Source organism: Klebsiella quasipneumoniae subsp. quasipneumoniae (assembly GCF_020525925.1).
Classification (GTDB): domain Bacteria; phylum Pseudomonadota; class Gammaproteobacteria; order Enterobacterales; family Enterobacteriaceae; genus Klebsiella; species Klebsiella quasipneumoniae.
The window spans coordinates 2,912,752-2,938,895 of the sequence record NZ_CP084876.1 but is presented as its reverse complement, the minus strand read 5'-3'; the positions used below and the strand labels follow the sequence as shown (position 1 = coordinate 2,938,895).

Here is a 26,144-nt window from a genome sequence, read left to right as displayed (position 1 = left end):
AACCAGCGAACTGGCGGTAACCATCCTCATCCAGCCTCACCGGTTTCATCACAGCACAGGGAGATAACGTGACAGCGAGGGAGCGTTTTTTTAAGAAACTGCAGCACCAGCAAAATCCGCCGCGGACAACCACCTACGATAGGGCGGCCGCCGCGGATATTGCGATGTTTCGCCAGCAGATGGCGGCACTCGCCCGGCAGGTGAATCAGTGGTTTGACGGAACGGGCATCGAGGTGGTGGTTTCGACCCGCCACCTCCACGATCTGAGCACCCTTGGCTACAGCCTCACTAGCGGCATCTGCCGCTACGATATCCCCACTCTCCGCCTGCAAAACGGCGAGCGCAGCGTCAATATCGTGCCGCAGCAGCTGTGGGATGGCGTGGAAAAGGGGGTCGTGACCCTGAGCCTTGAGACACCTGGCGGGGCGGGCTCCCGGGAGGTGTTTTATCTGAGCCTGGCCCCGGACGGCGGCTGGTTGGTCCGTCAGGCGCGCCAGCCCCCGGAGGCGCGACAGATTCTCACCGAAGACCGCTTTTTTATGGCGATCGACAGCCTGGCCTGACTGGTCAGATGGTCTGTCCGCCCGATACCTCGATCCGCTGGGCGGTCACCCAGCGGTTATCGTCGCGCAGCAGGCTGGCGATCATCGGCCCAATATCCTCGGGAACGCCCACCCGTCCCAGCGCCGTCATCGCGGCAAACTGCGCGTTAACCCCCGCGTCGTCCCGCACCAGTCCGCCGCCAAAGTCGGTGGCGATAGCGCCGGGGGCGACGGTATTGACGGTGATGCCGCGCCCGCCCAGCTCGCGGGCCATGTATACGCTCAGCATCTCCACAGCCGCTTTGGCCGCGGCGTAGGCGGAGAAGCCAGGATAAGAGACGCGGGTCAGTCCGGAGGAGAAGTTAACGATCCGTCCGCCGTCAGCCAGCAGCGGCAGCAGGGTTTGAACGAGGAAAAACACCCCCTTAACGTGGACGTTAAACAGCCCGTCGAACTGCGCCTCGCGCGTTTCGGCCAGCGGGGCAAATTCGCCGTGTCCCGCGTTATTGATCAGATGGTCGAAGGTGTCCCGTCCCCAGACGCTGCCCAGCGCAGCGCGCAGGCTGTCGGCGAAGGCCGGAAAGCTGGCGGTCTGCGCCATATCCAGCGGCAGGGCGATGGCCTTGCGGCCGAGAGCGTGAATGTCGGCCACCACCGCTTCCGCCTGTTCAATATTGCCGCGGCAGGTGACGATGACGTCCCCACCCTGGCGGGCGATATCCAGTGCGGTCTGACGGCCAAGGCCGCGGTTAGCGCCAGTGATAAGTGCAATCTTAGTCATGTTCGATCCTCTCTGGTGTGTGGAGTCCTTACAATAGGGGGGGGGCTACCAGACCGGGTTGCCCAATCCTTGTTATTTTTTGCCCATTCCTCTCAATACCCTCTCTTCTGGTGGGAAATAGCGCATACTGAGGCTTTAAAACTTGCCTGAAAGGATCTTATGCGCGACGAACTCTTCGCTCTCTGCCGCCGGTATGCCGATGCTCATGTCGATAGCAGCGGGGTGGCGGTTACACCGGTTCCCGGCATCACTCTGGTGCGGGCCCTGCACCCCGGCGATCTGCAGGCGGCCATCGCCAGGCCGCTGGTGGCCATGCTGCTGCAGGGGCGCAAAAGCGTGACCACCGGCCTGGCAAGTTTCGACTATGGTCCGGGGGAGGCGATGGTGATCGCCGCGGATGTCCCCACCACCAGCCAGATCACCGAGGCCAGCCAGCGTTTTCCCTATTACGCGCTGGTGCTGGAGCTGGATCTGGCTATCCTGCGCGAGCTGCAGGAGGTGGGACCGTCAGGGGGAGATGAGGCGCCCCGCGTCGGTATCGAACCGATGAATGCCGACGTGACGGACGCCGCTTACCGGCTGGCAAGACTGTTTGATCAACCGGGGGCGCTGGCGGTGTTAGGCGAAGGGCTGCGGCGGGAGCTGCATTACTGGCTGTTGCAGAGTGTTCACGGGGCGGCCATCCGGGCGCTGGGCGTCGCAGACAGCCATTCGGCGCGGATCCGCCGGGCGGTGGCGGTGCTGCGCCGGGATTTTATGCAGCCAGTCAGCGTCGACGCGCTGGCCGACGCCGCCGGGATGAGCGTTTCGGTCTTTCACCGTCATTTCCGCGCCATGACCACCTTGTCGCCGCTGCAGTTTCAGAAGCAGTTGCGCCTGATCCACGCCCGCCGCCTGATGCTGGCGGAAGGGATGAGCATTGCGCAGGCGGCCGGCGAAGTGGGCTATATCAGCGTGTCGCAGTTCACCCGGGAATACGCTCGCCTGTACGGCGCGCCGCCGGGCCGCGACCGTCGACGGGAAAGAATGAGCGCCTGATCTGGCGCGCGGGCTGGCGGCGGCTCCTCCCTGAGCCGGATAGCGGTGGTTCAGTTATCGAGTGTCGCCGTGATGTGCACTTTGTTACCCATTCGCGCCTCAATGATCCGATAGGCGGTTGCGCCCTCGCGGGCGGCCTGCTGGCGAATTTTGCTTTCCGCGTGGTCCAGGGTATCGCCGGTGGCGGTGAGGGTCCTGGCGTTGACCGCCAGCGGCAGCAGGCAACTCAATACGATCAGTGGAATCAGCTTGTTCATCGTCATTCTGTCCTGTGAGAGAAAATCAGCGCGCGGCCTGCAGCCAGCCGGCAATGTCCTGGGTCGGCAGATGGTGGCGGGTATTCCAGGTGTCGCCCATCGGCCACCACACGCCATCCCCCCGGGCGAAGGCGGCGCGATAGCGCAGCATGGCGTTATCCGGGTCTGTCCGCAGTTGGTCCAGCAGGGCGGACAGGGTGTGAACGGCTTTGCTGAACGTCTGCTGCGTCACGCGCTCCACGGTGTCCGCCAGCTGCCGGTAAGAGGTCGTTTCGCCGGCAACAAACGTCACCTCGTTGACGATCCGCGGCTGATGCAGATAAATCGCGGTGGTCAGGCGGCCAATATCCGCTGGCGAGGTGACGGTCACCTGGGTGTCCCAGCTGCCAAGGGCGTGAAGGGTTCGGGCGGATAAATTCACCACATCGAAGTCTGGCTCGAAGAGAAAGCTGGTAAACATGCCGGTGGAGACAATGACCCACTCCGTGGCCTGCTGCGCGCGCAGCAGGGTCCGGACATCATACTGCTCGTCCCAGACCGGCTGGCCGCTGCCTTTGCCGACCACATCATAATTGACGCCAAACTGCCAGGGAAAATAGCGAGGCACTCCGGCGGCCAGCACCGCGCGGGTAATTTTCAGCTGCGTCCCCGGACCGGCGACAAAGCCCATGCAGTTAATCACGGTGCTGTACCCGCGAAACGCGCCGGTCAGGGTCTCCAGTGAACTACCGGCGATGTCGACGGCGAGAAAGGCGGCCCCGGCGTCGGCCAGCGCCCGGTGGCTTGCCGAACGCAGCTGGCCGGTTTCATCCCAGGCCGCCGGCGAGACGATCACCGAGACCGCGCCCTGGCGCTGGATCACCGCTGGGACCAGCGCATCCAGTACGGCGGCCCCCAGTTGTCCCGCTCCCAGAACTAATACTTTTTCCTCAAGATTAATATCATCAGTTTTCATTTTAACTCCTTGCTCAGTTAAGCCTTGTATTCACTGGCTACAGGCTCAGTGTAGGGGGGGGGGCATCATTCGATAAGAACAGGATTTCGGGTTAGACTGTTCGTCATAATGGGATAATAACCGTCGGGGGAGCACCAAATGGACAGACTGGATGCCATGCAGTTGTATGTTGCGGTTGTGGATGCCCACAGCTTCGCCCGGGCGGCGGAGGCGCTGGGGCAGCCGCGCTCAACGGTGTCGCGGGTAGTGAAGGAGCTGGAAGCCTGGCTTGGGGCGCAGCTTCTTCAGCGCACCACCCGCAAGCTCAGCGTGACGGCGGAGGGGCGTCGGTATTACGAAGAGTGTAAACGGCTGCTGGCCGAAATGACGGCGATGGAAGCCTCCTTTCCCGGCCGCTCGGCGCAGCCCGCCGGGCGGTTCAAGGTGGGGATGCCGCAATCTCTCGCCCGGCACTGCGTTTTGCCGAGGATCGGCGAGTTTCTGCAGCAGTATCCCGACCTGGAGCTGATCCTCTGCTCAAGCGACAACGTGGAAGATATTATCCAGGAGGGATTCGACTGCGTGATCCGTACCGGGCAAATCGAAGATTCCACCACCCTGGTGGCGCGCCCTCTGGCCCGCTACCGCTGGATGGTCCTCGCCTCGCCGGCCTGGATAGCGGCCCACGGCCGGCCGCAAAGCATCGACGATCTGCACCAGCACCGGGCGGTGGGATACCTGAACCACCGTACCGGGCGGACCATCGACTGGCTTTTCTCCCTCGATGACGGCGACTGCGCGATCCGCATGCAGGAGACGCTGGTGGTCGACGATACCGATGCCTATATCCAGGCCGGCGTTCAGGGGCTGGGCCTGATCCGCGTCGCCAGCTATCTGGCGCAACCCTGGCTGCAGAGCGGCGCGTTGGTCGCCTGTCTGGAGCAGGCCGCGGCTGATCTTCCCCTGTCGCTGGTCTATCCGCAAAACCGCTATCTGCTGCCGGCGGTGCGCGCGTTTTACGACTGGAGCAGGCGCGTTCTGCAACCCCCGCTCAGCGAGGCCTGATGACGGTGGTATTCGCTACCGCTATGGTCCGCGCATGGCCTGTTTTATCCTCGCTATCAGCCAGTTCAGCGCCGGATCCTGCGCCCGGCGTTTGTGGCGCAGTATACACAGGGTAAATTCCGGGTAGGCCACCGGCGGGGCGTCCGCGCGCAGCGCATACTGCGCCTGCCAGCGTTGCGCCAGCCCCTGGGGGACTGTGGCGAAGAGCGGCAGGGTGGTCAGCAGGAGGGGAAAGGTGGAGAAATTCTGCGTGGCGAAGCGCACGCGCCGCGCGAGTCCCTGACTGGCGAGCTGGCGATCTATTTCCCCGTGGCCGGTTTCGCGATAGGCCACCATCACATGTTCCCAGGCACGAAATCGCCCACCGACAACGGCCCGCGGCAGGGGATCTGCTGCGGCGACCAGAGGGTGGTCACCCCCATGCTCATCACCGGTTCGCTGACGATCTCCCCGCGGCTCTGCTTGTTGAGGGACACCGCGACATCAATGCGATCCGCCTCCAGCAGCTGGCGTACCTGGAAGGGGTCGGCGGCGAGTGTCTGGAGCGACACCCCAGGCGCCTCCTGCATCAGTCCGGGTAACAGCTGCGGCATCAACCAGTGTTCGCTCCAGTCGCTGAGGCCGACGCGGAAAAGCTGCTGCGCGCTGGCGGGGGAAAACTCCCCGGCGCCAAACATTGCCGAATGCAGGTGTTCCATCAGCGGCTGCAGCTCGGTCATCAGCGCTTGCGCCCGCGGGGTCGGCAGCATGCCTCTGGCGCTGCGCACGAACAGCGGATCGTCAAACATCTCGCGCAGCCGTTTCAGCGCCCCGCTGATGGCGGGTTGGCCAAGATGCAGCGCCTCTGCGGTGCGGGTAACGCTGGCTTCGCGGTACAGCACCATCAAGACCGTCAACAAATTCAGATCGATACGACTAAAATCATTTTCAATGATTTTCTTCATTATGATAATCAATTTGAATGTGGGTTATCCCGGCAGCATAGTGAATATCACCCCGGTAAATCAACCAGCGCAATGCGCGCGGAGGGAGTGATGCAAACTTACCAGACAGGCGACAGCCTGATATTCAAAGTGCCGGAGCGCGAGATTAGCCTGCAGCCGGCGGCGCTCTATCCTGCGGCGTTCCCTGCGACGGAGGCGGACGCCGATAATCAACCAATCGCGCTGTCGATCCACAGCTGGGTGGTACAGACTCCCCACGATCTGATCGTTATCGATACCGCCACCGGCAACGGTCGGGATCGCGGCGGCAATCCGCTCTATCATCAACTTAACACGCCCTATCTGGAGAATCTCCGCGCCGCGGGAGTGAACCCGGAGGAGGTGACCCTGGTGCTACTGACCCACCTGCACACCGACCATGTCGGATGGAATACCGTCTGGCGGGACGATCGCTGGGCGCCGCTGTTTCCCAACGCGCGCTACCTGTGTTCGGCAAAAGAGCTCACGCGGGTGAAGAACAGCGAACGCTACCGGGCGCTGTGGCTCGACAGCCTGCTGCCGGTGATCGAGGCTGGCCAGCTGGAGACCGTGGATGTGGCGGCCAGGCCGCTGGTCGGCGGACGGATCGCCTTTATCCCTACCCCCGGCCACAGTCCGGACCATGCCGCGCTGATCCTCTCCTCTGGCGATGACTACGCCTGTTTCTCAGGCGATCTTCTTCATTCCCCGCGCCAGTTTACCCATCCGCACTGGAGCTCGGCGTTCTGCGGCGATCCCCGGCAGGCGGAACGCTCGCGACGCGAGATGATGGCGTGGTGCGCAAGCCATCATGCCCAATGGTTCACCGGGCATTTCGCCGGACCCTCCTGCGGTTGGCTGGAGGAGGACAGGCCAGGGGAGTATCGCTGGCGAGACGCCGGAGAACGATCTGCTGACGAGGGGGAACGGTGATGAATAATGCCCAAATCGTATTGGTTTTTGGCGCCACCGGCCAGCAGGGCGGCTCGGTGGCGCGGGCGCTGCTGCACCGCGGCTGGCGAGTGCGGGCGCTGGTCAGGGATCCTTTCTCCGCCGGGGCTGTCGCGCTGGCGGCGCGGGGAGCCGAGCTGGTCGTGGGCGCCTTTGAAGACCGGGCGGCAATGCGGGCGGCGATGGCCGGGGTCGACGGCGTCTTCAGCGTGCAGCCCAGCTCACCGGGCGGGACGGTAACCGATGAGCAGGAGGTGCGCTACGGGATAACCATCGCCGACCTTGCCGTCGAGTGCGGGGTGAAGCATCTGGTGTACAGCTCCGGCAGCGCGGCGGGGGAGACGCCGACCGGCGTAGCGCATTATGACACCAAAGCGGCGATTGAGCGGCATATCCGCCGCCTGCCGCTGGCGGCGACCATCGTGCGGCCCGCCACCTTTATGGAGCTGCTGGTGATGCCCGGTTTTGGCCTTGATGAAGGTCATTTTCACTTTTTTATGCTGCCGGAGGGGAGGATGCAGGTGCTGGCAGTGGAGGATATCGGCCAGCTTGTCGCAGCGATTTTTGCCGCGCCGGCGCGGTTTGCCGGCAAGACGTTCGAGATCGCCAGCGACAGCGTGACCGGTCGTCAGCTCGAGGCGTTATTCTCCGCGGCGGCGGGACGGCCGATCCCCTATTCGCGATTTTCCGACGAGGTGCTGGCCGCCAGCCCTTTTCTGCACAAGCTGACCGGGCTGGTGGACGACGGGCGGCTGGCGGGGCACGCCGACCTCGACGCCCTGCGCCAGCTGCACCCGCAGCTGCACACCTTCGCCGGCTGGCTGGCGGGCCCCGGCCGTCCCGCCTTCGAGCGGGCGATGACCAGCGGGACCCGCTGGGCGTTTAATCGTTAAAGACGACTATATCCTTCCCGCCGGCGTCTCGTTGTCTGGCCCGGCGGATGAGCTGCGCAGGGAAGGCCTGCAGGTCGTTAAGACAACGCACGAGGAGTCTGAGTGTAAATTATTTTGCGGATTTTGCTGGCAACGATAGGTGAAAGTGAACGTCCAGAATTTTCAGCCGCTTAGAATGGAGGAAACTCTCTGGGATCGCCTGAATAATGACAATTTACCGATGGGCTTCGGCCTGCCTGTTAAGCATAACCTGCGCCGCTACGGCGGCGGAATTTAAAACCATCGAGGCCGATCTGCTGGCCTCCAACCGGCTGTTCTGTATGACCGGCTATGACCATAAGCCGATCGGCGTGGCGTGGGAGAGCGTCAAATCCAGCCGCTATCAGCCGCAGTCGGATGGCGACCGTATTTTCAGCGACACCGTCTCCCGGCGCTTTCTGGAAGAGGAGAATAAGACCGCCTTTTACAATGGCGCCAAATATCGCGTACTGGGTAAACCCGCCAGCGCCTGCTATGACTATTCCGCCGCGCGTATTCAACGCATGGCGGGCTACCTGAAGGTGTAACGACTCCGCGAGGCGGGCGCTAAAACAGCGCCAGCCGGGCGAGACGGTCCAGCGCCTTGCTCAGCGCGTCATCCCCAGCCGTCAGACTGATGCGAATAAACCCTTCACCCCCATCGCCAAAACCAGTGCCTGGCGCCACCAGAATATGCGCCTCCTGCAGCAGCAGGCGGGCAAACTCTTGTGAACGGTACCCGGGCGGCACGCTCAGCCAGAGGAAGAAAGTACCTTGTGCGGCACGAACCGGCCAGCGCAGTGCGGCCAGTCGACGCAGAACCCACTCCCGGCGCTGATGATACACCGCCGTCAGCTGCGCAATCCGTTCTGCCGGCAGGCTGAGCGCGGCGATCGCTGCATCCTGAATGGCGCCAAACACCGTGCTGTAGCTGTGGGTGTGCAGTTTTTTAAACGCCCGGATAATCGAGGCGTTGCCGACCGCGAAGCCGAAGCGCCAGCCGGCCATATTAAAGGTCTTGGAGAAGGTGTAGGTCTCCACTCCCCACGCTTTCGCGTCGGGCTGGGAGAAAAGGCTCAGCGGCGCATCGCTGGCCGCGCTGCCGATGGCCGCATAGGCAAAATCATGCAGGATCGGCACCTGGTGACGGCGGGCAAACTGCAGGGCGCTGGCGAACAGCGCCGGCGTGGCGAGGGCGCCGGTGGGGTTATGCGGATAGTTAAGCACCACCAGCCCGGCCTGGTCAGCCACCTCCCGGGGGAGGTCGTTAAAATCCGGCAGGAAGTGGTTCTCAGCCCTGAGCGGCAGGCCATAAAACGCCGCCTGGGACTGCAGCGCCGCTGAGCGGTAAATGGGATAGCAGGGATCGGTGGAGATGAGGTATTGTCCGGGACGGAGCAGTGCCCGCGGGATGCCGACAATACCGATATGCGAGCCCTGAAATACCGCGACTTCGCTGTGCGGATCGATTTCCACATCATACTGGCGGCGATAAAAATGGGCGATCGCTTCGCGGACCTGCGGCTTGCCCCAGAACGACGGGTAGCCATGGTTTTCACGACGATGAATGGCGCTCTGCAGCGAGTCAATCACTTCCGGCGGCGTGGGCTGATCCGGACTGCCGCTGGAGAGGTCGATCAACGGCAGCGCGTCGGTGTTGACCTCCGCGGCCAGTTTTTCCAGCAGGCTGAACAGATTCTCTTCCAGGGCGTCCACCAGCGGTGAAGCAGCGAAATCAGGCATAATTTTCCCGGTTTACGTTATCAATAATCTGCCATCTTTAAGGGATTTATTGCGCCTGGCTAAATAACAATATATGCAAAGGATTATTGTTTTTAGGATATGTCGGGATGGCAAAAGTTTATGAGGAATAAGCAAAAGGAAATCCGGCGTTCTGGCTTACAACCCGCTTTCGGCTGTGATTTAATCGCTCAATATCGCCAACCTTCCAGGAAAATACCTTATGAACAAGTCAGTTGCGCTCGGAATGACGCTCGCCCTGTTATCCGCTTCCTCCTTTTACGCCACCGCCGATCAAATTATTCGCATCGGCTTTAACCCCGGGCCGTATAAAGAGCAATTTGAAAAAGGGGTCGCCCCCTATTTATTGAGTAAAGGATATAAAATCGAATATAAAGATTTTAGCGACGGTATTCAGGTCAATGACGCGGTAGCTCGCGGCGATATCGAAGCGAATATTATGCAGCATCCGGTATACCTGAAAGCGATCAATGAGCGACTGGGGATCGATAACGTCGGCATTGTGCAGGTACCCACGCCGCCGATGGGTCTGTAGGGGGCAAACTGACGACCCTGGGCACCCCGGCAGCCGGCACGGTGGTGTCGGTGCCAAACCAGCCGTCGAACGAATATCGCGCGGTACTGGTGCTGGAAAGCCTCGGCTGGGTGAAGATTAAACCGGACAGCGATCCCGCCACCTTTTCGCAGCGTAACATCGTTGCCAACCCCTATAACATCGTGCTTAAGGAGATGGACAATGCCCAGCAGGTTCGCGCGCTGCCGGACGTCGACTATGGCCTGATTCAGGGCAATTTCGCCGTCTCCAGCGGCATGGCGCTTACCTCGGCATTAAAGCTGGAGGCCGCTACCAGCCATTTTATTAACGTTGTGACCGTTGCCGGTAAAAATCAGAAGGCGCAGTTTGCCAAAGATATCATCGACGGCTATCACTCTGCCGATTTCAAAAAATATATTCTCAGCCATCCGCAGTATGATGGTTACCTGCTGCCTGATTATTTAAAATGAATAACGCGATGATAGAATTTCGCCATGTCAGTAAAACCTTTAACAGAAAAGGGCATCCGGTTCTGGCCCTGCAGGATATTAATCTCAGTATCGACCGGGGCGATATTTTCGGCATTATTGGCTATAGCGGCGCAGGAAAAAGCACCTTATTGCGGCTGATTAATCGTCTGGAAATGCCGGGTGAGGGCGAGGTGGTGTTGAACGGTGAGTCGCTCCAGGACTGCAGCGGCCAGCGCCTGCAGGCGATCAAAAAAGATATCGGCATGATCTTTCAGAATTTTAATCTGCTGAATTCGAAAACGGTATTTCATAACATCGCTATCCCGCTTATTTTGCAGGGACGCGACAAGGCCTTTATCCAGGCGCGGGTTGCGGAGCTGCTGGCGTTTGTCGACCTGAGCGACAAAATGCACAGTTACCCGAATGAGCTGTCGGGAGGGCAAAAGCAGCGGGTCGGTATCGCCCGGGCGCTGGCCACCAACCCGTCGGTGCTGCTGTGCGATGAAGCCACCTCGGCGCTCGACCCCCATACTACGGTACAGATCTTATTGCTGCTGCAGGAGATTAATCGCCGCTATGGCATCACCATTGTGCTGATTACGCATGAAATGTCAGTGATCCAGACAATCTGTCACAAGGTGGCGGTGATGCAGGCCGGGCGCATTGTTGAGCAGGGGACGGTTTTCGATCTTTTTGCCCAGCCGCAGCATCCGGTCACCGCCAGTTTCGTGCAGTCGGTGGTGCACGATCGCCTGCCGCAGCGGGTGGCATCGCTCCTGCAGCGCGACAACGGCGCCCGGGCTTTACGCCTCGAATTTATCGGCGCGACGGCCCGGCAGCCGATCATTAACCGCCTGATCCGCGAGTATGCTGTCGAGGTGAATATCCTGTTTGCCAGCATGTCCGAAGTTCAGGGCCGGATACTGGGATTTATGATTGTGCAACTCCTCGGCGAGCCTGACGAAACCGAACGCGCCATCACCCATCTGGCCGACGCAGGAGTGAAAATCATCCATGTTTGATCTTATTGATACCGCCATTACCGGCGAGCAGTTTCTGCTGGCGCTGCATGATACCCTGATTATGGTCGCCATCTCACTGGGCTTTGGCGCGCTGCTCGGCGTCCCGCTGGGAATTGTGCTGGTGGTTTGCCGTCCTGGCGGCATCGTGGCCAACCCGGTGGTGCATCAGGCGCTGAATCCGCTGATCAACGTGCTGCGCTCGCTGCCGTTTATCATTTTGCTGATTGTGATCCTGCCCTTCACCAGGCTGCTGGTGGGCACGACTATCGGCACCGCGGGGGCCATCGTGCCGCTGATCGTTTTTGTCGCCCCCTATATTGCCCGGCTGGTGGAGAGCTCGCTGCTGGAGGTGGATGAGGGGATCCTTGAGGCCGCAGACGCCATGGGCGCGACCCCTCTGCAGACCGTCTGGCATTTCATGCTGCCGGAGGCGGCGGCGTCGTTGATTCTGGCCCTTACCACCGCGACCATCGGTCTGCTTGGCGCGACCGCCATGGCGGGAACGGTGGGCGGCGGCGGGATCGGCGACCTGGCGATCACCTACGGCTATCAGCGTTTCGACGCCTTTGCCACCCTCACCACCGCCCTGGTGCTGATTGTTATTGTCCAGCTTATTCAGACGCTGGGCACCCGCCTGGCTCGCCGACTGCGTCGCGAATAACTGCTATACCGCGCCGGGGTTGCCCCGGCCAGCGGGAAAGCGGATCAGCGTGCGCAGACCGCGGCGAAGGCGCTGGCTACCCGCGCAATATTGCCGTGGTTGAGCCCGGCCACGCAGACGCGACCGCTGGCAATCAGATAGATGCCATGTTCTTCACGCAGAACGTCTACCTGATCGGCGCTAAAGCCGGTGTAACTGAACATGCCGCGCTGGGTCAGCAGATAGGAAAAATCCGCCGCCGGCAGGGCTGCCTGCAGGGCCTTCACCAGCGCGACGCGCATGGCGCTGATGCGGGTGCGCATGGCCTCCACTTCCCCCTGCCACAGGGCATTCAGCTCGGGATCGTTGAGCACCTGCGACACCACCTGGGCGCCAAACCCCGGCGGGCTGGAGTAGTTGCGGCGTACGGTGGCTTTCAACTGGCCCAGCACGCGCCCGGCGGCATCGGCGTTGTCACAGACCACCGACAGGCCGCCGACACGCTCGCCGTACAGTGAAAAAATCTTCGAGAACGAGTTGCTGACCAGCGCCGTCAGTCCGGCGCTGGCGATGGCGCGTATGGCATAGGCATCTTCATCCAGCCCGCGGCCAAAACCCTGGTAGGCAATATCGAGGAACGGGATCAGCTCCCGGGCGATCAACACCTCAATCACCCGATCCCACTGCTCGGGGGCGAGATCGGCCCCCGTCGGATTATGGCAGCAAGGATGGAGCAGCACGATGCTGCGCGGCGGGAGCTGCTGGAGGGCGGCAAGCATAGCGGGGAAATTGACCCCACGGGTGGCGCTGTCGAACCAGGGATAGGTATGCACCTCGAAACCCGCCCCGGCAAAGATGGCCACATGGTTCTCCCAGGTTGGATCGCTGACCCAGACCGCGGAGTCGGGGAAGTAGCGCTTGAGGAAATCAGCACCCACCTTCAGCGCGCCGGAGCCGCCCAGCGTCTGGATGGTGGCGATGCGTCCGGCACGCAACGCCGGATGGTGTTCGCCAAACAGCAGCGTCTGGACCGCGCGGCGATAGGGAGCCAGTCCCTCCATCGGCAGATAGAGGCTGGCCTTGTGCAACTGGCTCTGCAGCCGGTCAGCGGCCTGACGGACCGCCTCCAGCTGAGGAATGATGGCCTGCTCGTTATAGTACAACCCGATGCTAAGGTTAACTTTGTCTGCCCGGGGATCCTGTTGAAAGGCTTCCATCAGCGACAGGATAGGATCGCCTGCGTAGGCGTCAACGTTCTGGAACACAGTGGTTACTCCTGAAATGACCGTTAAAGGTGAAGCCATTACACCGCGTAGCGTCCCGGGCGGTGGTTCATGGCGATAATCGAATTCAAAATCACGGCGCCGAGGACAGAGACCAGCAGCATCGGTAGGCTAACCACCCACAGCGAGGCGGTGACGATGCAGGCGTCCACCACCATCTGGAATTTACCGGCGCGGATGCCGCTTTTATCCTGCAGATAGAGGGCCAGAATATTGACGCCGCCGAGGCTTGCTTTATGGCGGAACAGCACCACAAAGCCGATACCGACCATGATGTTGCCGAAGAGGGTGGCGTAATAGGGGTTCAGGCGATCGACATGGATAAAGTAGCCGTGCAGGTCGGAGAACAGCGACACCAGTCCGACCGCGCAGAAGGTTTTCAGCGTGAAGGCGGCGCCCATCCGCCGGACGGAGAGCCAGTAGAAGGGCAGGTTAATGGCGAAGAAAACCACGCCGAACGGCAGGTGGGTGGCGTAGTGGATCAGAAAGGCCATGCCTGCCGTCCCGCCGGTCAGGGCGCCGGCCTGGCGAAACAGGATAATGCCAAAGGAGATCATCAGCGTGCCGAACAGCAGCGCCAGGGCATCCTCCAGCCAGGTGTGGGTCAGTTTTTCAGGGGAAAGGACGTTATCCATAAATAAGCACTATCTTTTCGTTAACAAGGATAAGCTCTTGTTTGCAAAAATCGCACCAGAGGAGCGTGCCCGGGCGATTGGTTGCGGAAAAAATAGCCGTGGTTTAGCCTAACCTGTTGTTCTGTCGGAAAGAGAAAATCGCACGAGTTGTGCGCATAATGGTTATGAAATGCGTAAATTGTGCGAATTTACTGCTTGTCACGCATTGACTGGCCCCGCATCTGCACCAGCGCAGGGCACTGTGCTCCGGTTCAGCGCAGCGAGGGCGTGCCCGGCATCAGCTGGCCGTTCTCCTTCAGGCGGTTGAGCACGACGGCGGTTTTCAGATGAGCCACTCCTTTGTTTTGCGCCAGAATATGGCTGATCAAATGGCTCAGTCCGGGCAGGTCCGGGACCGTTACCCGCAGCAGATAATCGGCGTCGCCGGTGGTTTTCCAGGCGTCCAGAATGGCGTCCACTTCACTGAGCATCTGATGAAAGCTCTCCACGCATTGCGGGGTGTGATTCAGCAGGCGCACCTCAATCAGGCCAAGCATCTCCTGCCCGGCGGCATCCGGCGCCAGACGCGCATGGTAGCCGAGGATAAGCTGCGCCTGTTCAAGGGCGATACGGCGGCGCGAACACTGGGAAGCGGACAGGCCGATAAGCTCGCTAAGCTCCTGATTGGTCAAACGGCCATTGGCCTGCAGCAGGGTAAGAATTTTCAGATCATAGTCGTCGATGTTGTACATAGTGGCCACTAGCGGAACGTAAAAGTGGCTACCAGCCTAACAGTTTTTTGCCTGGCGTGAAGCCTGACCCGAGGGCGGCAAACCGGATGCACCAAAACGGGTCAGCTTCATGCATTAAGCCACTTGTTTTCTCATGATCTGTGCGTCATCTGGCCAATTTTCGCGCGTTATGCGCCAGGTCAGCGGCGCGATGACCAGCTTTCAGAACGACCTGGAAAATAATATTTCAATATCATTCAATGGATTAGTTTTGGTCTGACGCTCCGCGACGATCCGCTGGCCTGAAAGTTGCTACCGGCGAAAGTGACTTTTTACAGACAGGGGCAGGTCAGAGATGACAACGCAGCAAGAGCATCAGTTAAAGCGCGGGTTAAAAAACCGCCATATCCAGTTGATCGCCCTCGGGGGGGCGGTCGGCACCGGACTGTTTTTAGGTATCGCGCAAACGATCCGTATGGCAGGCCCCTCGGTCCTGCTGGGGTACGCCATCGCCGGGGTTATCGCCTTCTTTATCATGCGTCAGCTTGGCGAAATGGTGGTAGAGGAGCCGGTGGCGGGGTCGTTCAGCCATTTCGCCAACCGCTACTGGGGGCCCTTCGCCGGGTTTATGTCCGGCTGGAATTACTGGGTGTTGTACGTGCTGGTAAGCATGGCGGAGCTGACGGCGGTGGGCATCTATATTCAGTACTGGTGGCCGGAGGTACCCACCTGGCTGTCGGCGGCAATCTTCTTCGTGGCGATCAACGCCATCAACCTCACGCACGTCAAAGTGTATGGCGAGCTGGAGTTCTGGTTCTCGATTGTTAAAGTGGCCGCCATCATCAGCATGATCGCCTTTGGCTGCTATCTGTTATTTAGCGGTCACGGCGGGCCGGCGGCGACGGTGGCCAACCTGTGGCAGGACGGGGGATTTTTCCCTAACGGTATCACGGGCTTAGTGATGGCCATGGCGGTGATCATGTTCTCCTTCGGCGGGCTTGAGCTGGTGGGGATCACCGCGGCGGAAGCCGACGAACCGCATAAAACCATTCCCAAAGCCACCAACCAGGTGATCTACCGTATTCTGCTTTTTTATGTGGGGTCGCTGGCGGTCTTGCTGTCACTCTACCCGTGGCGGAACGTCGTGGAAGGGGGAAGCCCCTTTGTGCTGATCTTTCACGCCATTGACAGCAATATTGTGGCCAACGCACTCAATCTGGTGGTGCTCACCGCCGCGCTGTCGGTCTACAACAGCTGCGTCTACTGCAACAGCCGGATGCTGTTCGGCCTGGCTCAGCAGGGCAACGCCCCGCGCGCGCTGCTGCGGGTGAACCACCGCGGGATCCCGTTGAACGCCCTGGCGGTGTCCGCCGTCGCCACGGCGCTTTGCGTGGTGATTAACTATGTGATGCCCGGGAAAGCCTTTGCCCTGCTGATGGCCCTGGTGGTAGCCGCCCTGGTCATCAACTGGGCGATGATCTGCATCACTCATCTTAAGTTCCGTCGCGCCATGCAGCGGGCCGGTAAGGTAACGGCTTTCCAGAGTTTCGCCTATCCCCTGACAAACTGGCTGTGTCTGCTGTTTCTCGCCGGGATCCTCGGGGTGATGTATCTGACCCCGGACATCCGCATCTCCGTCTGCCTGATCCCGGTATGGCTGCTGATCCTTGCCGCAGGCTATCTGCTGCGCAGGAAAAGCGCGCCGGAGCCGGTGGCGGCGCTGGAGGAGCGGTAGTCGCCGACGCCCTGCCTGGCGGCAGGGCGATATTGTGTCGACAAAAAAATCACGGGAAAATAGATAATTACGATAAATGACATCTCACGTTATCGGTCTGAAAATTGACAAAAGCGTGGGGCAGACAGCCTGGGGTTCTGGCTGGTCGTTATCCTGTTTATCGCCGGTGGGGAAGGAGAGCCGCCAGCGGGAACGAGGGCCGTGGCGGCGGAAGGGGGAGATCAACGGCAGGCGCGTCGGCCAGGCCTTGGGTATACCGCAACAGGCTGCCTGTTAATCCACGTTAGTAAAATAATCGCGCGCGGCGGTCTCGACGCGCTTCGCGTCCAGCCCGGTCTTCTCAGTGATCTGCTCGATAAACGGTTTAAATTTTTCGTCCATCACGTTCCCTCCTTCCCAGTGGGCGACGTAGAATTTGCACTGATAGCGATAAAAATGGAGAGTGGTATCTCCTAACGTGTAGTACATGAGCTTCTCCTGTCCGGTATTGCGGTCACCGCGTCCACAGCGTCAGCAACCTTGTTCTCATCACGATCGATCTGTCCTCTATCCTCCTCCCAATTGGCTGAAATTTCCAGCGGTGCTTTAGGCAAAAACGCAGGATAAAGAAAGGATAATCTGCTGACAGGTAGTGATTATTTCTGCAGTCGGGGTGGCGATCCGGTTACCTGCAGGCTGCGCAGATAACCGGAGTAACGACAGGCTTAGCGCAGCGCGTTGCGCTCGTCGTCGGTCAGGTCGAGGGTCTGCGCCACGCCGCTTTCTGCAGAGCGCGCCGCCGCTTCCAGGACGGCCATCACCGCCAGCGCCTGCACCGGCGGCACCGGATTGGCGATCAGGCCCTTCAACGCGTCGCGGATCTGCATATAGTACTGGCGCTGATCGCCCGGCGGGGTAGGCTGGGTTTGGGTCTGCAGCGAGGCGTCATAGACCACCAGCCCATCCTCATCCTCGCCCCAGCCGGCGCTTCCCGGCACCACACCCGCCAGCAGTTGGCTCTCCTGCTGGTCGGCCCGCGCTTTGACAACGCTGCCTTTATCGCCATGCACCGTGAAGCGCGAGGAGCCCCCCGCGACCAGCATGCTGCAGTGGAGGATCGCTTTATGCGCCGGGTAGTTTAAGACCACATGCGCCCAGTCGTTGATCTCCGCGCCGTCGCGCAGGGTGGCGATATTGCCCTGTACCGACTGCGGCAGACCAAACAGCTGCAGCGCCTGATCGATCAGGTGCGGCCCCAGATCGAACCATAAGCCGCTGCCGGGGACGTTCTGCTCGCGCCAGCGGACGCGGACTTCCGGGCGGAAACGGTCGAAATGGGACTCAAAATGTTTCACCGTGCCGATGGCGCCCTGCTCAATAACCTGACGGATACCGAGATAATCGCTGTCCCAGCGGCGGTTATGGAAGACGGAAAGCAGCCGCTGTTTCACCTGCGCCAGGGCGATCAGCTCCCGGGCCTCCTGCATATCAAGGGTAAAGGGTTTGTCCACCACCACATGCTTGCCGGCGTTCAGCGCCAGGCGGGCCAGCGGCGCGTGCGTGGCGTTAGGGGAGGCGATAACCACCAGATCGACATCCGGGTGCTGGACCGCCGCTTCCGGGGAAGCGATCACCGTGACGTCCGGCAGGTCGCGTTTGACTTTCTCTTCATCGCGCGAGGCGACGAAGGCCAGGTTCAGGCCCGGCACCGAACGGATAAGCGGCGCGTGGAAAGTCTTACCGACGAAGCCATAGCCAATCAGGGCGATATTTATCGTGTTGTTACTCATCAGGTTCTCCACGTTGTTAAGCGTCAGCAATATGTACAGAGAGGACAGGGTCATCCCCCAGCTCAGGCCAGGGACGATCGAGGAAAAGATGGTGAATGTCGCTGAGACCGGCCACCAGCCAGGGTTCGCAATGGTTGACTTTGGTATGGTCCGCCACCAGCCAGTGTTCCGCGCTGGCGGCGAGCATGGCGCGTTTTACGTCCGCATCGGCCTCCTGGCTGGCGCTCAGGCCCAGTTCGGCATGCAACGCGCAGGCGCCGAGAATCGCGATATCGGCGCGGTAGCGCGCCACCAGCGACAGCGTGGCGCTGCCGGCGAACAGCCGCTGTTCACTGTCCCACTGGCCGCCAAGCAGGATAAGCTGGATATCGGCGCGGTCGCTGAACAGCTGGGCGTTATCCAGCGAAGCGGTGATCACGGTCATGGGGCCTTTCAGCTGGGTAGCGACGGCCAGCAGTGTGCTGCCGGCGTCGAGAAACAGCGTCGAGCCGGAGGGGATGCGCGCGGCGACCTGCTGGCCCAGACGCTGTTTCGTTCCGGGGAGCAGGGCGTTTCTTCCCTGGCGCGTCATCGCCGGGACGTTAAGCGCGATGGCGCCGCCGTGGCTTTTCTGCAGTACTCCCTGGTTTTCCAGATCACTGAGATCCCGGCGTATGGTATCGGCCGACACCTGCAGCGCATCAACCAGTTCGCTGATGCTCAGCTGACCGGTTTCACTCAGCCGGTCAAGGATGTGTTTTTGTCGCGCGAGCTTATGCATGACGAGAGACTCCGCAAATTGACGCATTAAACGGCATAATACAGCAAAAAACCGCAAAATAAACCGCAAAAGGTCGCAGTGAACCGCGCAAAACCTGAAGAACTTGATTTCACTACACTTTAACGTTAAATGAGGAAAGCGGGCGCGGCCCGGGGAAAGCGCTTTTTAATGAAGCGATTAGCCTCTTTCACCGGGCAATAAACAGCGAAAAAGCGCGCTTTCGCGTACCTTATACAGAGCGCGCGCAATGCGACAGGCATGGATTAACGGAGGTTGAGTGGACGCGATTAAAGGCTCGGAGTTGCAGATACCGGACGCGATCTTCGCGTGGGTGCTCGACGGGCAGGGGGGTGTGAAGCCGCTCGCCGATGACGATATTATCGACAAAGAGAAACCCTGCTGGCTGCATCTCAACTATACCCATAGCGACAGCGCCGACTGGCTGGCGGCCACCCCGTTGCTGCCCAATAACGTGCGCGATGCCCTGGCGGGCGAGAGCACCCGACCGCGGGTGACGCGGATCGGCGACGGGGCGTTGATTACCCTGCGCTGCATCAACGGCAGCACCGATGAACGGCCAGACCAGCTGGTGGCGATGCGTCTGTATATGGATGAGCGGCTGATCGTCTCCACTCGTCAGCGCAAAGTGCTGGCGCTGGACGATGTGCTGGGCGACCTGAAGGAGGGCAATGGGCCGACGGATGGCGGCAGCTGGCTGGTGGAAGTCTGCGACGCGCTGACCGATCATGCCAGTGAGTTTATTGAACAACTGCACGACCGAATTATCGACCTCGAAGACGACCTGCTCGATCAGCAGGTGCCGCCGCGCGGTTTTCTCGCGCTACTGCGTAAGCAGCTGATTGTGATGCGTCGGTATATGGCGCCGCAGCGCGATGTTTACGCCCGGCTGGCCAGCGAACGCCTGCCATGGATGAGCGACGATCAGCGGCGGCGGATGCAGGATATCGCCGAGCGGCTGGGGCGCGGGCTGGACGAGATCGACAGCTGCATTGCCCGGACGGCGATCATGAGCGATGAGATCGCCCAGATTATGCAGGAGTCGCTGGCGCGGCGGACCTATACGATGTCGTTGATGGCGATGGTGTTTCTGCCCAGCACCTTTTTAACCGGCCTGTTCGGTGTCAACCTCGGGGGGATCCCAGGTAACAGCTGGCATCTGGGCTTTAGCCTCTTCTGCCTGATGTTAGTCGTTGTCATCGGTGGTGTTGCGTGGTGGTTACATCGCAGTAAATGGCTGTAAAGAATCGCCTTTTGCCGGCGACGATGCCGGGAAAACCCGGCAATGTTTGAGCGAAATCAATAAACCCTCTACCCATTCAGGGCAATATCTCTCTCGCAGGTGAATGCAACGTCAAGCGATGGGCGTTGCGCTCCATATTGTCTTACTTCCTTTTTTGAATTACTGCATAGCACAATTGATTCGTACGACGCCGACTTTGTTGAGTCGGCTTTTTTTTTGCGCTCTCCTGACCAGCTTCTACGCTTACTAAGACACCCGACGGTCTTCAGGCCGTTTACGCCTGCGGGTACGCCCGTATCACTTTCCGGGAGGCCACTATGCATTACGCTTCAGGGCTGACAGCCCAGTCCATCCCCATCTCGCCCGAGCCGAACGATCCGGTTCCTTTACCCGATCCGCGACCGCGCCCGCAGCCGCAGCCCGATCCGCCGCCTGATGAAGAGCCGATTAAATTGTCGCATCAGGCGCGGAGATCTGCGAGGATACGCGCCTGCAGATCGTCTGTCCTTTAATACGAGAATACATTGTGACCGCTTTTTCTACCCTGACTGTTTTACCTGCCGCCCAATTAGCCAACCTTAACGAGCTGGGTTATCTTTCGATGACGCCGGTTCAGGCCGCCGCCCTGCCGGCGATCCTCGCGGGGAAAGATGTGCGCGTGCAGGCAAAAACCGGCAGCGGAAAAACGGCCGCCTTCGGGCTGGGCCTGCTGCAGCATATCGATCCGTCGCGCTTTGAGACCCAGTCGCTGGTGCTGTGTCCGACCCGCGAACTGGCCGATCAGGTTGCCGGCGAGCTGCGCCGTCTGGCGCGCTGCCTGCCGAACATCAAGATTTTGATGCTCTGCGGCGGGCAGCCGTTTGGCGCTCAGCGCGATTCACTGCAGCACGCCCCGCATATTATCGTCGCCACCCCGGGCCGTCTGCTCGATCATCTGCAGAAGGGGACGGTCTCTCTCGACGCGCTGCAGACCCTGGTGATGGATGAAGCGGACCGCATGCTCGATATGGGCTTCAGCGACGCCATCGACGAGGTGATCCGCTTCGCGCCGGCTGACCGGCAGACGCTGCTGTTTTCCGCCACCTGGCCTGCGGCGATCGCGGCGATCAGCGGTCGGGTGCAGCGTCATCCGGAAACGATTGAGATTGACAGCGTCGATGCGCTACCGGCTATCGAACAGCAGTTCTTTGAAGTTTCCCGTCACGGCAAGATTGCGCTGCTCCAGCGTCTGCTTAGCCAGCATCAGCCGGCGTCCTGCGTGGTGTTCTGCAATACCAAGCGCGATTGCCAGGCGGTCTGCGATGCGCTCAACGCCGCCGGGCAGAGCGCATTATCGCTGCACGGTGACCTCGAGCAGCGCGACCGCGATCAAACGCTGGTGCGCTTCGCGAACGGCAGCGTCCGGGTTCTGGTGGCGACCGACGTCGCCGCCCGCGGCCTGGACATCAAATCTCTCGCGCTGGTGGTGAACTTCGAGCTGGCCTGGGATCCGGAGGTGCATGTTCACCGCATCGGCCGTACCGCCCGCGCCGGCGAACAAGGCCTGGCTATCAGCTTCTGCGCGCCGGAAGAGGCGCAGCGCGCCACCATTCTGGCCGACATGCTGCAATTATCCCTTAACTGGCTGCCGGCGCCGACGGGCAACGCTATTACGCCGCTGACGGCGGAGATGGCGACGCTGTGTATCGACGGCGGAAAAAAGGCGAAAATGCGCCCGGGGGATGTGCTGGGAGCGTTGACCGGAGATATGGGGTTTGATGGCGCCGATATCGGCAAAATTACCGTCCACCCGGCCCACGTCTATGTGGCGATCCGCCAGAATATGGCGCAGAAAGCGTATAAGCAGTTACAAAACGGCAAGATCAAAGGCAAAGCCTGCCGCGTACGACTGCTGAAGTAAGGGCAGAATAGCGCGTCTCAGGCGGCGGCCTGAGACGCTTTCGGGTTACTTCACTTCCACTACGTTCAGACGCAGCTCATCTAACCGGGCGTCCTCTTCCTCCGGCTGCCAGCCGGCAGGCTGCAGGGGAATCTCTTCCCGATCAAACGCCAGATCGCCGCCGTCCACCACCTCAGAACCGTGGGTGATGCCTTTAAAATCAAACAGATTAACGTCGCTCAGGTGCGAAGGCACCACGTTCTGCATCGCGCTAAACATGGTTTCAATGCGTCCCGGATAACGTTTATCCCAGTCGCGAAGCATATCGGCGATCACCTGGCGCTGCAGGTTAGGCTGCGACCCGCACAGGTTGCATGGAATGATCGGGAAGCCCTTGGCCTGGGAGAAACGCTCGATGTCTTTTTCACGGCAGTAGGCCAGCGGGCGGATGACGATGTGTTTGCCGTCATCGCTCATCAGCTTCGGCGGCATTCCTTTCATTTTGCCGCCGTAGAACATATTCAGGAACAGCGTCTGCAGGATGTCGTCGCGATGATGGCCGAGGGCAATCTTGGTGGCGCCGAGTTCGCTGGCGGTACGGTAGAGAATGCCGCGACGCAGGCGAGAGCAGAGCGAGCAGGTGGTTTTCCCTTCCGGGATCTTCTCTTTGACGATGCCGTAGGTATTCTCTTCGACAATCTTGTATTCAACGCCCAGCTGCTCAAGATACGCCGGCAGAATATGCTCCGGGAACCCGGGCTGTTTCTGGTCGAGGTTCACCGCCACCAGCGAGAAGGAGATGGGCGCGCTTTTCTGCAGGTTACGCAGGATCTCCAGCATGGTATAGCTGTCCTTGCCGCCTGACAGACAAACCATAATGCGGTCGCCTTCTTCAATCATATTGAAGTCGGCGATCGCCTCACCGACGTTGCGGCGCAGACGTTTCTGCAGCTTATCGATGTTGTATTTCTCTTTCTTTGTAAGTTCTTGATTTTCTTGCATTATTAACATTCTCAAAATCTTAAAGGGGCATATAGGGGGCAAAACGTGTTAAAGCCCAAGCCGGGAATTCAACATAGAAACCTGGTCGCCGTTCATTTCTTCTATCCATGTACTATAAACGTCGTACACCATTTGCGCGTTTTCATGCCCCATCTGATTGGCTATAAAAGACGGGTTTGCGCCAGCCGTCAGGAGCCAGCAGGCAAAAGTATGTCGCGTATGGTACGGATTCCTGCGGCGAATGCCAGCGCGTTTTACTGCAGCTTCCCATCTGCTGCCTATGCTGCTGTGCGAGTAGCAGGGTTTTTGCTCGCCTTTCCGTCTCCGCGGCATGAAAACAAGTCGCAAATTCTGTTCCTCGCTTGAGCCGTATTCCCTGTGGTGAAACGTGATAGTGGCAACCGGATGTCCAGCTGTCAGTTCATGCTGCGCTTTGAGCGCGTCCAGGGCAGGGCCGAGCAATTGTATCGTCCGGTTTCCTGCTGCTAATGCCATACCGAGGCCTTTTGCTGAGGCGCTGGTGAGAGGTAACTCGCCGGAGATGTGCCGGGCGTGAGAAACCGTAAAAGCACCTGGGAAGCAATAAAATACCCGGCAATCAGTGCCGGGTTTTGGGGCTCACATAAGATTGGAAATCTGGCTGTAAGAGAGGTGTTTACTTTACTTGACCCTAAATGATAAGTCGAAACTCCTCATTTTTTAATGGAATATAGGTGAATGGAAGCGTTATAGGGAAGGAGTAGCCCTGCGGAAGAATGGCGATGCCTCAATCCCCCGCAGAACGCAAAGCGCGCAGCTAACCCGGCTGTGATATATAATCCCCTCCATACCAGCGGGGATGTAGAAGTGGAGCCGCATTCTCAGGCGTTGCATGAAAAAGGCGTATTAGAGATCTATAGACATAAGGAAAACAACAATTGGTATCGATTATGAAAAAAACATTACTTCTGGTTTGCGCTGTTCTTATATCAAACTTGGCACTTGCTGCAGAAAATAAAGAAGAAGTTGTGCCTGTGCGGATAAGTTGCCCTAATCCTTATTATCCAGTTTCTGCCATGGCTAATCGGATTAGTGGCACTGTAAATTACGCTGCCTCAGTAAATGAAAAAGGGGAAGTAACTTCTGTTGAGACAACTGGTGCTGAGATCTTTTTTAGAGAAACAAGATCAGCAATGAGAAAATGCAAGTATGAGCCCGGAAAGCCAGGCATTGCGCGTGGAACAATAAGATTTCGTCCATCTCAACCGTAAATACTGCTAGCCTGCCTGGATTTTCTGTACTGAGAGATCTAGCAGCCTGATGCTCTTGCAATGGGAGTCGAGCCAAGTGATGTTATGTTGGCAAGCTCTAGAGATTTACCTGGCAAAATCACTGGTTAAGGGGAGCAGGTTAGTCATGGTTGGCTGAAAAAAAACTGGAGACGAGTTAGGCTCTCCTGTTCCCAGTGTGATTGCTGAAAAATTTCGTGGCTGTGAGTTTTCGAACTTTCATTCATTCGGAGAGCTTTCAGGAAGGCGGTTTCTGATACCACTGAGCTAACTGAGCGGTTTGACAAGCTAGCTTAGGGGGTATCAAGTTAGAAACATGGTCGTTCATTCGTAAAATGAGCATGTCGGGGGAAGGCTTAAACATGAATTAGAACACGCAAAAGCTATTAAAATACCGGTGATGTGTATGGTATTGAGAACTGGCGAGTTATGATGCACAAAAAGCCATGTCGAAGTTCACTAAGCAATGGTGGTAAATGATGGACAATAAAAAAAGCATTTCTGATTACACCGAATCTGAGTTTTTAGCTTTTGTGAAAAAGATATTTAATCCGGATAATACAACCGAAGATGAAGATGTGCAAAATGTTTTAGAGTTTGAACGTATCACTGAACACCCTGATGGTTCTGATGTAATTTTCTATCCTCCAAAGGGCCGAGAGGATAGTCCGGAAAGGGTTGTTAAGGAAGTGAAAGAATGGCGGGCCAGGAATGGCAAGCCTGGTTTCAAAGAGTAGCTGATCGGTACAGTTGCGTTATCTTACCTATATTAACGTGATAATAGATGACTTCTGATTGAAACTCGCGCCGGCGGTTTTTTATTACGTTGAATTTATTATCGGTGAAAGTAGTTCACAATTTTGATTTTTTATCAACCAGCCCTAAAGATGCCGTCGGAGCCTGAGCAACTTCCTTAACTTATGCGCTTTGAGGGCATTCCCGATGCAAAAGGCAATCAGAACACCAAGGTCTGCTTTCAGCATAGTGCGGGTATTATCAGGTTATTGGATTTTAATAGCCTCAATCAATTACGCCCCCTGATTCCTAACGTTGTCCACCGCTCGGAAAACGGGGTGCCATGTGAAATGATCAGCAGGTACCGCACCATCTGCAATTATCTCATTCACCTCTTTTCCTCGAATAGCCTGCCTCATCCATTCCCGGGTGGATTCAGGTGCCAGGACTAGCGGCCGGCGCTGTGGGGGCTGGCTGTATGTAAATATAAAATAAATTCAGTTGGTTGGAGGGGGCACAACTTATTGGTGTTGTACATTTTTACTGATTTCTTGATTTTGCAGCATGTAATAGTGGCTCAATTCATAGTGTGGCATCAGAAGAGCACGCGTTCTGCCAGCCGCTGGACAACGTCGCGCTGGCGCGTAGCAATTAATGAGGTCTGACAGACAACCGTGGCGTGTATGGTACGGATTCATGGGCGGAATGTCAGCATCTTTCCGGCACTTTGGGCTGCGGGCAGGGGCAGAAGTAAAAATAAAAAGCCCGCCGGGCGGCGGGCTGAGGCGTTAGCGAACGACCAGCACCGAGCACTCGGCGTGGCGGACCACCGCGGCGGCGTTGGAGCCCAGCAGATAGGTGGTAATATCCGGCCGGTGCGAAGCGATGATCACCAGGTCGGCGGGTAGCGACCTGGCGAGGGCCAGGATCTTATCCTTTGGCGACCCTTCGGCAACGTGAAAATGTTTCCGATCTTCCGGGATAGAGAACTGCTTCGCGAGCTCTTTAAGCTGCGTTTCCGTCCCTTCGCGCAGCTCATCCATACCAGGCAGTTCGGCGGTATAGGCCATTCCCAGTGAGGCATAATAAGGCAGGGAAGGGATAACGGAGAGGAAATGGACCTCAGCGTCGTCAATCCGCGCTTCCGATTCAACGTGACTGATAATGCGTTCAGTAAATTCTTTATCAGAGATATCGATGGGGACAAGAATCATTCTGCTCATAAAACCTCCTGTTTA

At 58.8% G+C, this 26,144-nt stretch carries 27 protein-coding genes and 4 pseudogenes; 16 read left to right on the top strand and 15 right to left on the bottom strand.

Features of this window, described 5'->3' with window-relative positions:
- The first annotated feature begins 68 nt into the window (after positions 1–68).
- Positions 69–563, top strand: coding sequence for a hypothetical protein (locus LGM20_RS14330; protein WP_044522550.1), 495 nt, complete (start codon positions 69–71; stop codon positions 561–563).
- Positions 564–567: 4 nt separating this feature from the next.
- Here LGM20_RS14330 and LGM20_RS14325 read toward each other — a convergent pair whose 3' ends face one another.
- Positions 568–1,323: an SDR family NAD(P)-dependent oxidoreductase gene (locus LGM20_RS14325; RefSeq protein WP_032452600.1), complete on the bottom strand. Its 756-nt coding sequence runs from the start codon at positions 1,321–1,323 to the stop codon at positions 568–570.
- A gap of 159 nt (positions 1,324–1,482) precedes the next feature.
- Between LGM20_RS14325 and LGM20_RS14320 the strand changes: the two genes are divergently transcribed.
- Complete coding sequence (locus tag LGM20_RS14320) at positions 1,483–2,361, top strand: AraC family transcriptional regulator (protein WP_044522551.1); 879 nt, start codon at positions 1,483–1,485, stop codon at positions 2,359–2,361.
- A 50-nt stretch (positions 2,362–2,411) separates the two neighbouring features.
- Here LGM20_RS14320 and LGM20_RS14315 read toward each other — a convergent pair whose 3' ends face one another.
- Together LGM20_RS14315 and LGM20_RS14310 are read right to left on the bottom strand one after the other, a co-directional pair.
- Positions 2,412–2,618, bottom strand: a complete 207-nt coding sequence (locus LGM20_RS14315) for a YdgH/BhsA/McbA family protein (RefSeq protein WP_032452602.1) — start codon at positions 2,616–2,618, stop codon at positions 2,412–2,414.
- A 25-nt stretch (positions 2,619–2,643) separates the two neighbouring features.
- Positions 2,644–3,573, bottom strand: a complete 930-nt coding sequence (locus LGM20_RS14310; RefSeq protein ID WP_044522553.1) for an aromatic alcohol reductase — start codon at positions 3,571–3,573, stop codon at positions 2,644–2,646.
- A 138-nt stretch (positions 3,574–3,711) separates the two neighbouring features.
- Here LGM20_RS14310 and LGM20_RS14305 point away from each other — a divergent pair, with 138 nt between their 5' ends.
- Complete coding sequence (locus tag LGM20_RS14305) at positions 3,712–4,617, top strand: LysR family transcriptional regulator (RefSeq protein ID WP_044522554.1); 906 nt, start codon at positions 3,712–3,714, stop codon at positions 4,615–4,617.
- Positions 4,618–4,638: 21 nt separating this feature from the next.
- Here the strand turns inward: LGM20_RS14305 and LGM20_RS14300 are convergent.
- A pseudogene (locus LGM20_RS14300) lies at positions 4,639–5,561 on the bottom strand (LysR family transcriptional regulator).
- 87 nt (positions 5,562–5,648) lie between these two features.
- On the opposite strand from LGM20_RS14300, the gene LGM20_RS14295 reads away from it, so the two are divergent.
- The 3 genes from LGM20_RS14295 to LGM20_RS14285 all read left to right on the top strand — a co-directional run bounded on the left by LGM20_RS14295 (position 5,649) and on the right by LGM20_RS14285 (position 7,989).
- The gene (locus LGM20_RS14295; protein ID WP_162823497.1) at positions 5,649–6,512 is read left to right on the top strand and encodes an MBL fold metallo-hydrolase; all 864 of its coding nucleotides are present in this window, start codon (positions 5,649–5,651) and stop codon (positions 6,510–6,512) included.
- Positions 6,512–7,423, top strand: a complete 912-nt coding sequence (locus tag LGM20_RS14290; RefSeq protein ID WP_044522556.1) for an NmrA/HSCARG family protein — start codon at positions 6,512–6,514, stop codon at positions 7,421–7,423. Before LGM20_RS14295 ends, LGM20_RS14290 begins: the two co-directional genes overlap by 1 nt.
- Before the next feature lie 206 nt (positions 7,424–7,629).
- Positions 7,630–7,989: a hypothetical protein gene (locus LGM20_RS14285; RefSeq protein WP_023289413.1), complete on the top strand. Its 360-nt coding sequence runs from the start codon at positions 7,630–7,632 to the stop codon at positions 7,987–7,989.
- A gap of 19 nt (positions 7,990–8,008) precedes the next feature.
- On the opposite strand, the gene LGM20_RS14280 is transcribed toward LGM20_RS14285, so the two are convergent.
- Positions 8,009–9,184 carry an aminotransferase class I/II-fold pyridoxal phosphate-dependent enzyme gene (locus tag LGM20_RS14280; protein WP_044522558.1) on the bottom strand — a complete coding sequence of 392 codons (1,176 nt, stop codon included), beginning with the start codon at positions 9,182–9,184 and terminating at the stop codon, positions 8,009–8,011.
- A gap of 220 nt (positions 9,185–9,404) precedes the next feature.
- Between LGM20_RS14280 and LGM20_RS14275 the strand changes: the two are divergent.
- The 3 genes and pseudogenes from LGM20_RS14275 (at position 9,405) to LGM20_RS14265 (ending at position 11,890) form a co-directional block, all read left to right on the top strand.
- Positions 9,405–10,207 (top strand): annotated as a pseudogene (locus LGM20_RS14275) (MetQ/NlpA family ABC transporter substrate-binding protein).
- 8 nt (positions 10,208–10,215) lie between these two features.
- Positions 10,216–11,229: a methionine ABC transporter ATP-binding protein gene (locus LGM20_RS14270; RefSeq protein WP_044523169.1), complete on the top strand. Its 1,014-nt coding sequence runs from the start codon at positions 10,216–10,218 to the stop codon at positions 11,227–11,229.
- A complete protein-coding gene (locus LGM20_RS14265; protein WP_044522560.1) occupies positions 11,222–11,890 on the top strand; it encodes a methionine ABC transporter permease in 669 nt (222 codons plus the stop codon). The genes LGM20_RS14270 and LGM20_RS14265 overlap by 8 nt, the downstream gene beginning before the upstream one ends.
- A gap of 44 nt (positions 11,891–11,934) precedes the next feature.
- On the opposite strand, the gene LGM20_RS14260 is transcribed toward LGM20_RS14265, so the two are convergent.
- From LGM20_RS14260 to LGM20_RS14250, 3 genes are all read right to left on the bottom strand, one after another.
- Complete coding sequence (locus LGM20_RS14260) at positions 11,935–13,134, bottom strand: amino acid aminotransferase (RefSeq protein WP_023289418.1); 1,200 nt, start codon at positions 13,132–13,134, stop codon at positions 11,935–11,937.
- Between the two features lie 38 nt (positions 13,135–13,172).
- On the bottom strand, positions 13,173–13,787 hold the full coding sequence (locus LGM20_RS14255) for a YitT family protein (RefSeq protein ID WP_004176405.1): 615 nt from the start codon (positions 13,785–13,787) through the stop codon (positions 13,173–13,175).
- A 251-nt stretch (positions 13,788–14,038) separates the two neighbouring features.
- Positions 14,039–14,518, bottom strand: a complete 480-nt coding sequence (locus tag LGM20_RS14250) for an Lrp/AsnC family transcriptional regulator (protein WP_023289419.1) — start codon at positions 14,516–14,518, stop codon at positions 14,039–14,041.
- 334 nt (positions 14,519–14,852) lie between these two features.
- Between LGM20_RS14250 and LGM20_RS14245 the strand changes: the two genes are divergently transcribed.
- Positions 14,853–16,232 (top strand): amino acid permease, encoded by a 1,380-nt coding sequence (locus LGM20_RS14245; protein WP_044522564.1) that lies wholly within the window; start codon positions 14,853–14,855, stop codon positions 16,230–16,232.
- A gap of 273 nt (positions 16,233–16,505) precedes the next feature.
- On the opposite strand, the gene LGM20_RS14240 is transcribed toward LGM20_RS14245, so the two are convergent.
- From LGM20_RS14240 to LGM20_RS14230, 3 genes are all read right to left on the bottom strand, one after another.
- Complete coding sequence (locus LGM20_RS14240; RefSeq protein WP_004203980.1) at positions 16,506–16,700, bottom strand: hypothetical protein; 195 nt, start codon at positions 16,698–16,700, stop codon at positions 16,506–16,508.
- 236 nt (positions 16,701–16,936) lie between these two features.
- Positions 16,937–18,055 carry an oxidoreductase gene (locus LGM20_RS14235; protein WP_044522565.1) on the bottom strand — a complete coding sequence of 373 codons (1,119 nt, stop codon included), beginning with the start codon at positions 18,053–18,055 and terminating at the stop codon, positions 16,937–16,939.
- Positions 18,018–18,761 carry a DeoR/GlpR family DNA-binding transcription regulator gene (locus LGM20_RS14230; protein ID WP_044522566.1) on the bottom strand — a complete coding sequence of 248 codons (744 nt, stop codon included), beginning with the start codon at positions 18,759–18,761 and terminating at the stop codon, positions 18,018–18,020. Before LGM20_RS14230 ends, LGM20_RS14235 begins: the two co-directional genes overlap by 38 nt.
- Positions 18,762–19,038: 277 nt before the next feature.
- Here LGM20_RS14230 and zntB point away from each other — a divergent pair, with 277 nt between their 5' ends.
- The 3 genes from zntB (at position 19,039) to dbpA (ending at position 21,922) form a co-directional block, all read left to right on the top strand.
- Positions 19,039–20,022, top strand: coding sequence for a zinc transporter ZntB (gene zntB, locus LGM20_RS14225; RefSeq protein WP_032436262.1), 984 nt, complete (start codon positions 19,039–19,041; stop codon positions 20,020–20,022).
- Between the two features lie 317 nt (positions 20,023–20,339).
- Complete coding sequence (ynaL, locus tag LGM20_RS26560; protein ID WP_071592553.1) at positions 20,340–20,534, top strand: proline-rich small protein YnaL; 195 nt, start codon at positions 20,340–20,342, stop codon at positions 20,532–20,534.
- 14 nt (positions 20,535–20,548) lie between these two features.
- Positions 20,549–21,922: an ATP-dependent RNA helicase DbpA gene (gene dbpA / locus LGM20_RS14220; RefSeq protein WP_044522571.1), complete on the top strand. Its 1,374-nt coding sequence runs from the start codon at positions 20,549–20,551 to the stop codon at positions 21,920–21,922.
- Between the two features lie 45 nt (positions 21,923–21,967).
- Here dbpA and ttcA read toward each other — a convergent pair whose 3' ends face one another.
- The gene (gene ttcA / locus LGM20_RS14215) at positions 21,968–22,903 is read right to left on the bottom strand and encodes a tRNA 2-thiocytidine(32) synthetase TtcA (protein WP_023289425.1); all 936 of its coding nucleotides are present in this window, start codon (positions 22,901–22,903) and stop codon (positions 21,968–21,970) included.
- A gap of 48 nt (positions 22,904–22,951) precedes the next feature.
- Positions 22,952–23,386, bottom strand: a pseudogene (locus LGM20_RS14210) (tyrosine-type recombinase/integrase); the annotation flags it as partial.
- A 446-nt stretch (positions 23,387–23,832) separates the two neighbouring features.
- Between LGM20_RS14210 and LGM20_RS14205 the strand changes: the two are divergent.
- The 3 genes from LGM20_RS14205 (at position 23,833) to LGM20_RS14200 (ending at position 24,908) form a co-directional block, all read left to right on the top strand.
- Positions 23,833–24,153, top strand: a complete 321-nt coding sequence (locus LGM20_RS14205) for a TonB family protein (protein ID WP_071996700.1) — start codon at positions 23,833–23,835, stop codon at positions 24,151–24,153.
- Positions 24,154–24,349: 196 nt separating this feature from the next.
- Positions 24,350–24,442, top strand: a complete 93-nt coding sequence (locus tag LGM20_RS26635) for a hypothetical protein (protein WP_349817320.1) — start codon at positions 24,350–24,352, stop codon at positions 24,440–24,442.
- 205 nt (positions 24,443–24,647) lie between these two features.
- Complete coding sequence (locus tag LGM20_RS14200) at positions 24,648–24,908, top strand: bacteriocin immunity protein (protein ID WP_004203992.1); 261 nt, start codon at positions 24,648–24,650, stop codon at positions 24,906–24,908.
- Positions 24,909–25,199: 291 nt separating this feature from the next.
- Here the strand turns inward: LGM20_RS14200 and LGM20_RS14195 are convergent.
- Both LGM20_RS14195 and uspF read right to left on the bottom strand, forming a co-directional pair.
- Positions 25,200–25,367 (bottom strand): annotated as a pseudogene (locus tag LGM20_RS14195) (SOS response-associated peptidase); the annotation flags it as partial.
- 327 nt (positions 25,368–25,694) lie between these two features.
- A complete protein-coding gene (gene uspF / locus LGM20_RS14190; protein WP_023289426.1) occupies positions 25,695–26,129 on the bottom strand; it encodes a universal stress protein UspF in 435 nt (144 codons plus the stop codon).
- Between the last annotated feature and the right edge of the window lie 15 nt (positions 26,130–26,144).